Source organism: Ruegeria sp. YKSD179 (assembly GCF_059612885.1).
Genome location: NZ_JBXWRL010000058.1, coordinates 24,113 through 34,151 on the forward strand (window position 1 = coordinate 24,113; position 10,039 = coordinate 34,151).

A 10,039-nucleotide genomic window follows, 5' to 3' on the forward strand; every position below is an offset into this window, starting at 1 on the left:
GTTGCAATCTCAATCATTGTAGCCTCTTTATCAGATTAGTTTCATTTGACTTACCCAGATGATGGCCATTATTTCTAAGCATTACAAACGAGGAATTTGAATAGTTCAGATAAGGAAAACTAAATTGAATGAGTGACCGCCTGCCCCCTTTAACTGCGTTGCGTGCCTTTGATGCAGCCGCGAGGCATATGTCTTTTGCCATAGCAGCAGAGGAGCTGCACGTAACCCCTGCAGCGTTGTCCTTTCAAATTAAGTCACTGGAAGAGCATCTGGGCCACCCTTTGTTTCGACGCATGAACCGTGCTGTTGAATTGACTGAAGCAGGTAAAACTTTGGCGCCGGGGGCAGCCGAAGGCTTTGTCACCTTGCAAACTGCTTGGCAGGCGACACGGCGTCTGCAAGACACTACCAGCCTGACAGTCACTGCTGGTCCGGCTTTGACCGCAAAGTGGCTCGCACCCCGTCTCTATGACTTTGCCCGCGCCTACCCGGAAATCGACCTGAAGTTTTCCGCCACTTTGCGCAACATGGACTTGCACAGGGACGACGTGGATATCGCGATCCGGTTTGGGTACGGGGACGACGAAGACCTATATTCTGTTCCGGTTCGGCAAGAGTGGCTGACACCTGTTATGACGCCCGAACTGGCTGAGAAGTTTGCGACAGCGCAATCCCTAAGGGACGCTCCGCTCATCCACGATGATTCTATTGGGTTTCTCGACCCACCGTGTGATTGGCCTGCATGGTTTCGTGCGGTTGGTATTGATTTCACACCAAGGCACGGGGCGCATTTTTCAAATGCGGACCATGCCATTGATGCGGCAGTTGCCGGCGTTGGAATTGCACTGGGTCGACGTGCAATGATCATAAAAGACCTTTCCGAAGGTCGCCTGGTTGCTCCGTTTAAAACGGCGATTGAAACGCAGGCTCGGTTTCGCTTCTTGTGTTTGCCAGGTGCGGAAACGCGGCCACAAATTTCCGCCTTTCGGGATTGGTTTTTATCGGAGATTGAAAAGACCGCGCATATCTCAGATGACTTCGAAATCATTCCGGTGGAAAAGGTTGCAATCAAATGACAAGAATGGGCGCGACGGCGGTTGGTTTTGTGGCCGTTCTGCTGTGGTCACTGTTGGCCTTGTTTACAGTCGGTTCGGCACCCACGCCCCCATTGTTGCTAAACGCGATCTGTTTTTCGATTGGCGGCAGCTTGGGTTTGATCTGGGTTTTCGCGACGGGTGCTCTGACGCAATTACTTCAGATCCCCTGGAAGACTTATCTTTTTGGCGCTGTTGGATTGTTCGGATATCACGCGCTGTATTTTTCCGCGCTTCGCATGGCGCCTGCGGCCGAGGCTGGACTGATCGCATATCTCTGGCCGCTGCTTATCGTTTTGTTCTCTGGCTTGCTCCCGGGTGAAAACCTGCGGTTGGGCCATTTGTTTGGCGCATGCCTTGGGTTTGCGGGGGCGGCAGTAATTATTGGGGGTGGAGGCGGCACAGGTTTTCAAGCGCAATACCTGCCTGGTTATGCGTTGGCTCTGTTGTGCGCGTTGACTTGGTCGGGATATTCGGTGTTGTCACGAAGATTGGGCGATGTTCCTACAAGCTCGGTCGCTGTTTTTTGCGTTGCAACTGCAATTGCTTCTTGGTGTTTGCATTTTGCATTGGAGGAAACTGTGATTCCTGGAAGCACGATTGGCTGGGCCTCCGTACTGGCGTTGGGGTTAGGACCAGTCGGGCTTGCCTTCTATGTCTGGGACATCGGCGTCAAACGCGGTGACATACAAATTTTGGGCACGGCGTCCTACGCCGCTCCGCTTCTGTCTACATTGGCACTTGTAGCGGCCGGGATCGCAACACCCACTTGGGGGCTTGCGATCGCAGCTTTTCTTATTACCGGAGGCGCGGCAATCGCTGCGCGTGCCAGCTTAAGGTCTTAGTTGGAGAGACGCTCAATTTCTTCCTTCAGCTTTAGTTTTTGTTTCTTGAGCTGGGCGATATGGAGATCATCGATACCTGGCGAGCGTTGGGCTTCTTCGACTTGGAGACCGAGACTTTCGTGTTTCTTCTTCAGCTCCGTCAGATGTGCACTCACGCTCATGGCGATCCTCCTTCTTTGGTTGCTTATATCACGTAAGAAGTTGATCACATCGTTTCCACCCTGTCACGCTGCAGGCGCACAGAATCTGTCACAAATTTTGTGAATCACGCTGATCTTTGCCTAGATGCTCGAAAATCCGGCCAACGCTGCGCCTTGTCGCAGGATTGCGGAAATTTCCGGAGCATAGCTATCGCCATCCCTAAGGTGCTTGGTACCTGCGTGCAAAACTACAGGCGCCAAAAGGCGAAAGGCCGCGCGCCCACCCTTGCGGGCCCGAAAAATCACGAGTTCTGCAGGTCGATCAGTGCGTGGAGCGATCGGCAGAACCTCAATGGACCCGACCTGCCCGGAGCAAGCCAACAACAGATCCTGCAAGCGATCAGCCTTTAGTATAATGTGCAGGTAACCGCGCGGCACTAATCTTTTCACTGCCACACTGACCCAGTCGGACAAGGCTGTGCGTTCGCCAAGGGCAATACTGCGACCTTGATCTTTCGCCGGGCTGTGTTCACCGGACCGATAATACGGCGGGTTCGCCAACACGTGATCGAACTGCTGCTGACGAATATCCAAAGGCAGGGCATTCAAATCGGCCGCAGCCACAGTCAACGGAAGCTTGTTGTCCTCAGCATTCCTTTTCGCAAGTTCAGCATAAGCTTCCTGCAATTCGACCCCGGTCGCGCGCAACTCAGGTACGCGAGCCATGAGGCACAATACCGCGGCTCCTGCGCCGCAGCCAAGTTCAAGAACGCTCTGGTTCACAGTCGCTGGTATAGATGCGGCAAGTAGAACCGGATCGATACCCGCGCGGTATCCCTTTCGTGGCTGCCACAAACGCAAACGCCCGCCCAGAAAATCGTTGCAGGTTAGATCACTGTCGGAAAACCGGTTCATCGCCCCAAAGGAATCTCATTGTCCCGCATAACACGTTCAGCGCGGGACAAATCATCAGCGCGCACCATTAGTCGCCGTGGAAATATCCCAATTCCACCTTCCAGGATGCTCATATTTACGTCCATCTGAAAGCAGTCTATATCCTCGCCCTCAAGAAGAGCTGATGCAAAGGCCAAGATCGTAGGGTCAGTGCTGCGTAAAAGTTCTTTCATGGGGATGGATGTAAGGGCAAGGTAGGGCGAAAGTCGAGCCTTGTGTCGGGAGTGTGATGACAGTCAGCGCAATTTCAAAGCCTCACGAGCGGCTGGCCGAAATTCTTTTCGATAAAATGGATGCGGTTAATTCGCTTATTCGAACACGTATGGCATCCGATCATGCGCCTCGGATACCCGAGGTAACGGCTCACCTTGTTGAGGCAGGCGGCAAGCGTTTACGCCCGATGTTGACGTTGGCGGCAGCTCGATTGTTCGGCTACACCGGCGATCATGACGTGCGTTTGGCCGCGACTGTGGAATTCATCCACACGGCCACGCTACTGCATGACGATGTTGTCGATGAAAGTTCCCAAAGGCGCGGTCGGCCCACCGCTAACCTTCTTTGGGACAATAAATCCAGCGTTTTGGTAGGCGACTATCTGTTTTCCCGCAGCTTCCAATTGATGGTAGAAACTGGTTCGCTCCGCGTTTTGGACATTCTCGCCAATGCCTCTGCCACCATCGCCGAGGGCGAGGTGCTGCAAATGACGGCCGCTACCGATCTTGCAACTGACGAAAGCGTGTATCTGCAAGTTGTTCGCGGAAAAACGGCAGCACTATTTTCTGCCGCGACTGAAGTGGGCGGTGTCATCGCAAATGCACCGGAACCACACGTACAGGCCCTGTTCGACTATGGTGATGCGTTGGGTATAGCGTTTCAGATTGCCGATGATCTTCTTGATTATCAGGGTGATAGCAAAGCTACTGGTAAAAATGTTGGCGATGATTTCAGGGAACGCAAGTTAACACTTCCCGTTATCAAGGCCGTCGCAAGATCAACGCCCGAAGAGCGTGCGTTTTGGGAACGGACAATTGCAAAAGGCCGTCAAGAAGATGCCGATCTGGATCACGCGCTTTGCCTGTTGAACAAACATGCAACGCTGGACGCAACCCGGGCAGATGCCGTTGCCTGGGCAACGAAAGCCAAGACTGCCCTAGCGCCCTTGCCGGATCACGAAATCAAGGCGTTGCTGCAGGATATAGCCGACTACGTTGTGTCGCGTATTAACTAAGGCGAGCGGCGCGACACCACCAACCGGGATGGGCCGCTCCAATTTCATGCGCCGCTAAAAGCGCTGCTTTCATGGATGGATACAGTGCGAAGCACGTCGACCCTGAACCCGACATCCGTGCCAAAAGTGATTGAGTTGTAGCGCGTAAAGCATCCAGCACAGTTGCGATTTGCGGTGCAATTGCCAGCGCCGGAGTTTCAAGATCATTGCGCTGCGTAGAAAGCCAAGCAGCACAGCTTTCGGGGGAAGAAAACTCCGGAAGGACGAAAGGCATCTCGGGATTATTCTTTGCCGTCAGAGAGTTGAACACTGGTCCGGTTTTCACGGCGACACCCGGGTTGACTAACACGGCTGGAAGGTCGGGCAGGACAATGGGCTCAGTGCGATCGCCGATTCCTTGCATTCTTGTTGCTCTGGCAAGCATGCAGACAGGAACATCCGCTCCCAGTGAAAGCGCAACATGTCGCGGTGAATCAGGGGCCAGCGTGCGCAAAGTCGCAGCAGCGTCAGAAGAGCCACCTCCGACGCCGCCTCCATGAGGCAGAGCCTTGTACAGATTTATATTCCCAGTCCAATTAGAAGCCTGAGCAGCCTGCCAAACCAGATTGCGCTCGTCCACGGGAACACCGGCGGCAAATTCTCCGGTTACATTCACAGAAAGCTTTTGGCCCGGCGAGAATTCAAGTGAGTCTCCAAGGTCCGCAAATGCCACGAGTGAATCCAACAGATGATAACCGTCGGCGCGTTGACCGGTGATATGCAAGGTCAGATTTATTTTGGCAGGCGCAAAGGCCTTAGCCATCATTTGCGACTTTCAATGGATCTGCACCTTCTTCTTCCAGCACAATATCAAGACCAACCTCGATTTTACGGCGAATACGATCTGGATCTGCTTCACCGTCGGTGTCTTCGGGGTCGATAAAAGACAAGGCTCGCTTCCACTGGAATTCGGCCTCTCTCGCTCGGTCAACGGCCCAGTAGACGTCGCCCAAATGATCGTTGACCACTGGATCCACAGGCATCAGTTCGACCGCTCGCTCCATGTGATCCACTGCCTCGTCGTAACGGCCCAGTCGGAACAGAACCCAACCAAGGCTATCCACGATGTAGCCGCTGTCTGGGCGCGCGATGACAGCGCGTTCTATCATTTCCAGCGCTTCATCCAACTTCTCTCGCCGCTCGACCAACGAATAACCAAGGTAATTGAGTACTTGGGGCTGATCAGGATTCAGCTCTAAAGCCTTACGGAAATCGGCCTCAGCATTTTCCCAGTTTTTGAGCCTCTCATGCGAGATTCCGCGCGCATAATACAAAAACCAGTTACTGCCAGCATCTTCCTCAGTCAGATTTATTGCTGTGTCATAAGAAGTTACAGCTGCCGCGTAGTCTTCTTGTTGTCGCAACAAGTCGGCCAAAGCCACGTGTACGCCTGGCAGGTCTGGCTTCTGAACAGCCAGACTTTGCAGAACTTCAACAGCAGCATCCGTTTTGCCAGACTGGCGTAGAACTTCGGCTCGGCCCAGTTCTGCGGCGTGGTGGTCAAAACTGTCCGGCGGGACCATGCGATAGGCTTCCACAGCAAGATCGTATTGCCGCAGCTCTTCCAGCAATTCTGCGGTTAGTAAAATTGCGTCGATATGGTCTTTACGCAGGAAACTGGCAATCCGGGCGTACAACAGAACGTAGTCATCTACTGCATCTGAATTCAACGCCGCGCCAACTGAAAAGAAAATTTCGGCCATACCGTCTTGCGGCGACCTTACATGTGTAAAGGGCAGAGTTTCTCCTGCCCTTAAACGCGCAACGTAATTGTCAATAAACGGATCATTGCCCGAAGCGAACACATCGTCCAAAAACTCCAGAGCGTCTTGATTTCTGTCCAGTTGCGACAGGATTTCGGCCCGAGCAAGCGCCGCTCGGCGCGAGATGCGTGACACCGAACCATTATCGGTACCAAAGACCTCTTCGGCGCCTTCAAAGTCGCCAATCGAAGCCAACGCCAGGGCCTTGTGATAAAGCGCAAACTCTCTCAGGCCTTCCTGTGTAGCGACGGTATCGAACTGCTCCATCGCCTGAGACACGGAACCTTTCCCAATATGGGCCCATGCGATCATCAACCCGTCAACCAATGGTCCTACACCTTGGGTTTCCGGGTCTCGGGAAAGAAGCTCGTCCAATTGGTCCTGATTGATCAAGTTAGCATAGATCACCATGCGTCCGGCTTGGTTCGGAACAGGTAGTTGATCCATTATTTCTGCAACGGGCTTGGCGCCTTCGATATCACCCAATGCGATGCGCGCAAGCAGAACGCTTTCCAAAAGCTGTTCGTTTTCAGGATCAAAATTCAGCGCCTTAGAATAGTATCTCTCAGCGGCGACATAATCACTTTGATATATTGCCTGACGTCCGGCCAGATATGAACCAGAGCCCGTATCAGCAAATGCCGACGATGCAATGAAAGAGGTGAAGGCCGCAGTTGCAACCGCGCGACGGACCAATGGAAGCACCGATATCCTGCCTTGTTGTCGTTGTTTGGCGGATAAGCTAGGGCCTGGCGACCCATGTGGCAATGGCTGAGCCCTCTAGACCCTGCCAATACACCTATTTTTGCTTACATATTGGGATAATTCGGCCCATCTCCGCCTTGTGGTGTGGTCCACGTAATATTTTGGCTGGGATCTTTGATATCACATGTCTTGCAGTGGACACAGTTCTGAAAGTTTATGACGAATCGCGGTCCGTTCTCATCTTCGACCATTTCATATACACCTGCAGGGCAGTACCGCTGTGCAGGTTCGTCGAACTTGGGCAAGTTGACCTTGACCGGGATTTCCGGGTCCGCCAGCTTCAGGTGACAGGGCTGACTTTCCTCGTGATTGGTCGCGGAAAAGGAAACATTGGTCAATCGATCAAAAGATAGCGTGCCATCTGGCTTGGGATAGTCGATGGCTGCGTGCTTGCTCGCATCCTCGGTTGACTCGGCGTCATTCTTTCCGTGTCCCAAAGTGCCAAACAGAGAAAAACCAAGCGTGTTGGTCCACATGTCCAGACCGCCCAGCGCAAGCGACGCCGTAAGGCCCCATTTCGACCACATCGGTTTGACATTGCGTACCTTTTTCAGGTCCTTGCCGATTGGGCCATTTCTTACTTCGGTTTCGTAATCAGTCAAATCGTCACCTGAACGATCAGCTTTTAGGGCATCATAGGCAGCCTCCGCAGCTGCTTTGCCCGAAAGCATCGCGTTATGATTACCTTTGATGCGCGGGACATTGACCATGCCCGCGGAACAGCCAAGTAAGGCGACGCCGGGTGCCACGAGTTTTGGCATGGATTGGTAACCCCCTTCGGTGATCGCACGCGCACCGTAAGCGACACGTTTGCCGCCTTTCAGCAGATCAGCGACCATAGGATGGTGCTTGAAACGCTGGAACTCCATGTAAGGGTACAGATGAGGGTTTTTATAATTCAGATGAACCACGAAACCGACGTAAACCTGATTATTCTCAAGATGATAGATGAACGATCCACCGCCTGCGTTTCCACCCAGTGGCCAACCCATCGTGTGCGTGACCGAGCCTTCTTTGTGCTTGGCCGGGTCGATCTCCCAAATCTCTTTCATTCCGACGCCGTACTTCTGCGGCTCTTTACCGGCCTGCAGATCGTATTTGGCAATAACTTCTTTGGAAAGCGAGCCGCGCACACCTTCTGATAGGAATACGTATTTGCCGTGCAGCTCCATACCAGGCTCGGTATTTGGACCGTATGAACCATCAGGTTCCAGCCCAAACACGCCAGCCACAACTCCTTTGACTTCGCCGTTGCCGCCATAAACCAATTCGGAACAGGCCATGCCGGGGAAAACTTCAACCCCTAACTCTTCTGCTTGCTCAGCCATCCATCGGCAAACATTGCCCATTGAGACGATGTAATTCCCATGGTTATTCATCAGCGGAGGCATCGGGAAGTTGGGAATTCGCAACTGACCGGCTTCGCCCAGCATGTAAAAATTGTCTTCGGTCACCGGCGTCTTCAACGGGGCGCCTTTTTCCCTCCAGTCTGGTATGAGAGCGTCCAGACCGCATGGATCGAGCACTGCGCCAGACAGAATGTGCGCGCCTACTTCCGAGCCCTTTTCCAGAACCACCACGTTCAGGTCGGCGTCGAGCTGCTTAAGACGGATGGCCGCAGACAGGCCTGCGGGACCCGCACCTACAATCACAACGTCATATTCCATCGCTTCGCGTTCAATTTCGGCCATCGCGGGCTCCTTAGCTAACTTTCCGAACTGGCGCTCACATTGCATGGTCTGCGCAATTTTGTTTCTCGGCTGATTACATGGGAAGAAAGACCCGGGTCAATCGAAACACGGCGTAACAGTGCTGCAATGCGGCAGTTCAGCCCTCTGGCTTGTCGCCCATCAGGTATCGGGGACCGCTACCGGAAGCGTTTGCGCGGTCGTCAGGGTTGTAAAGGGCGCATTTTGGCAAACTCAGGCAACCGCAACCAATGCAACCGTCTAAGTTGTCTCGCAATCGTATCAACGTGTCGATTCGTTGATCCAGATATGCGCGTAGGTCTTTGCTGATTACTCTCCAGTCTTTTGGCGTCGGGGTGCGGTTTCCGGGCAAACCCGATAGCACGCTCCGAATCTCCGGTAACGTCAGGCCAAATTGCTGCGCAATCATAACAAAGCTTAGGCGCCTGATATCCGCGCGCTGGTAGCGCCGTTGCCCTCCTGCGTTTCGCCACGGGGTGATCAAACCCTGCTCTTCGTAATACCGAATGGCCGAAACCGCCAATCCTGTGCGCCGGGCCAAAGCGCCAATCGCCAGCCCCTCATGTACAGTCATCGAGGTTCATAAAATTCCTTGACCTAAAGTTAGGTTTAGAAATTAGATTGAATCGTGCCAAGCATCAAGACAAAAGAGGAGATCGCAAAATGGCGACGCTTGAACACACAAATTTCACTGTCCGTGACCCACAGGCCACCGCCGCGTGGATGAAGGATGTATTTGACTGGAAAGTTCGCTGGGAAGGACCTGCCATTGCGGGCGGCTACACCGTCCATGTTGGAAGCCAACACACTTATCTGGCTCTTTACGCTCCGAATAATCCAAAAATAACAGGCGAAAGCAGCTATGACATCGTTGGTGGCCTTAATCACGTTGGCGTTCTGGTCGAGGACATTGATGCCATGGAAGCCAAAGTTCGAAAAGCCGGGTTTGAACCACACAACCATGCAGATTACGAGCCGGGCAAACGATTCTACTTTGACGATGACGACGGAATCGAATTTGAAGTTATTCAATATGATTGAAATGCTTTGGTTGTGCACACCTTCTGACAAGTGGCGAAGCAGTAAGTATCATGATTATCGGCATAGACGCCACCCTAGCCAGCAAGAACGGCGTCAAGCCGCGAATTGAGCGCTTGGTTTCTGTGACCTCTTGCAATTCACGCCTCATTTAGGTCAGGTATCTGATAACCCATCCTATCGCCCCGACGCTTATCCCATGCGGCGGGGCGTCACAATTTATGTGTGGACAAAGAGAAAATGGAAAAGATTCCAATGACGCCTGCGGGCTTTTCAGCGCTTGAGGCCGAGCTAAAGAACCTGAAATCCGTCGAGCGCCCGGCGATCATCGAAGCCATTGCCTCTGCTAGGGAACTTGGCGACCTAAAAGAAAATGCCGAGTACCATTCAGCCCGAGAAAAACAAGGTTTCATCGAGGGCCGCATCAAAGAGCTGGAGGGTATCCTGTCATTGGCTGATGTGAT

Annotated in this window: 12 protein-coding genes; 5 read left to right on the forward strand and 7 right to left on the reverse strand. The window is 53.0% G+C overall.

What is annotated here, in order from left to right; genetic code table 11:
* Nucleotides 1-128: 128 nt before the first annotated feature.
* Together AC2FNE_RS20895 and yddG are read left to right on the forward strand one after the other, a co-directional pair.
* Entirely contained in the window at nucleotides 129-1,076 is a 948-nt protein-coding gene (locus AC2FNE_RS20895) for a transcriptional regulator GcvA (protein WP_496806182.1), read from the forward strand.
* The gene (gene yddG / locus AC2FNE_RS20900) at nucleotides 1,073-1,939 is read left to right on the forward strand and encodes an aromatic amino acid exporter YddG (RefSeq protein WP_170605958.1); all 867 of its coding nucleotides are present in this window, start codon (nucleotides 1,073-1,075) and stop codon (nucleotides 1,937-1,939) included. The genes AC2FNE_RS20895 and yddG overlap by 4 nt, the downstream gene beginning before the upstream one ends.
* Here the strand turns inward: yddG and AC2FNE_RS20905 are convergent.
* From AC2FNE_RS20905 to AC2FNE_RS20915, 3 genes are all read right to left on the reverse strand, one after another.
* Entirely contained in the window at nucleotides 1,936-2,100 is a 165-nt protein-coding gene (locus AC2FNE_RS20905) for a YdcH family protein (protein ID WP_082029696.1), read from the reverse strand. The two genes, yddG and AC2FNE_RS20905, sit on opposite strands and share 4 nt — an antisense overlap.
* A gap of 120 nt (nucleotides 2,101-2,220) precedes the next feature.
* Nucleotides 2,221-2,994, reverse strand: coding sequence for a tRNA1(Val) (adenine(37)-N6)-methyltransferase (locus AC2FNE_RS20910; protein WP_496806183.1), 774 nt, complete (start codon nucleotides 2,992-2,994; stop codon nucleotides 2,221-2,223).
* Nucleotides 2,991-3,206, reverse strand: coding sequence for a putative signal transducing protein (locus tag AC2FNE_RS20915; RefSeq protein WP_170474882.1), 216 nt, complete (start codon nucleotides 3,204-3,206; stop codon nucleotides 2,991-2,993). Before AC2FNE_RS20915 ends, AC2FNE_RS20910 begins: the two co-directional genes overlap by 4 nt.
* Nucleotides 3,207-3,262: 56 nt before the next feature.
* On the opposite strand from AC2FNE_RS20915, the gene AC2FNE_RS20920 reads away from it, so the two are divergent.
* Nucleotides 3,263-4,261 carry a polyprenyl synthetase family protein gene (locus tag AC2FNE_RS20920; protein ID WP_170605957.1) on the forward strand — a complete coding sequence of 333 codons (999 nt, stop codon included), beginning with the start codon at nucleotides 3,263-3,265 and terminating at the stop codon, nucleotides 4,259-4,261.
* Here AC2FNE_RS20920 and AC2FNE_RS20925 read toward each other — a convergent pair.
* The 4 genes from AC2FNE_RS20925 to soxR all read right to left on the reverse strand — a co-directional run bounded on the left by AC2FNE_RS20925 (nucleotide 4,254) and on the right by soxR (nucleotide 9,111).
* Nucleotides 4,254-5,066 carry a 4-(cytidine 5'-diphospho)-2-C-methyl-D-erythritol kinase gene (locus AC2FNE_RS20925; protein ID WP_496806184.1) on the reverse strand — a complete coding sequence of 271 codons (813 nt, stop codon included), beginning with the start codon at nucleotides 5,064-5,066 and terminating at the stop codon, nucleotides 4,254-4,256. The two genes, AC2FNE_RS20920 and AC2FNE_RS20925, sit on opposite strands and share 8 nt — an antisense overlap.
* Entirely contained in the window at nucleotides 5,056-6,759 is a 1,704-nt protein-coding gene (locus tag AC2FNE_RS20930) for a tetratricopeptide repeat protein (protein ID WP_496806187.1), read from the reverse strand. Before AC2FNE_RS20930 ends, AC2FNE_RS20925 begins: the two co-directional genes overlap by 11 nt.
* Nucleotides 6,760-6,872: 113 nt before the next feature.
* Nucleotides 6,873-8,519 carry an electron transfer flavoprotein-ubiquinone oxidoreductase gene (locus tag AC2FNE_RS20935; protein ID WP_496806185.1) on the reverse strand — a complete coding sequence of 549 codons (1,647 nt, stop codon included), beginning with the start codon at nucleotides 8,517-8,519 and terminating at the stop codon, nucleotides 6,873-6,875.
* 136 nt (nucleotides 8,520-8,655) lie between these two features.
* Nucleotides 8,656-9,111, reverse strand: coding sequence for a redox-sensitive transcriptional activator SoxR (gene soxR, locus AC2FNE_RS20940; RefSeq protein WP_170605951.1), 456 nt, complete (start codon nucleotides 9,109-9,111; stop codon nucleotides 8,656-8,658).
* A gap of 89 nt (nucleotides 9,112-9,200) precedes the next feature.
* Here soxR and AC2FNE_RS20945 point away from each other — a divergent pair, with 89 nt between their 5' ends.
* The gene (locus tag AC2FNE_RS20945; protein WP_170605949.1) at nucleotides 9,201-9,578 is read left to right on the forward strand and encodes a VOC family protein; all 378 of its coding nucleotides are present in this window, start codon (nucleotides 9,201-9,203) and stop codon (nucleotides 9,576-9,578) included.
* Nucleotides 9,579-9,815: 237 nt separating this feature from the next.
* On the forward strand, nucleotides 9,816-10,039 hold a 224-nt coding region (locus AC2FNE_RS20950; RefSeq protein WP_496806186.1), incomplete at its 3' end, for a GreA/GreB family elongation factor.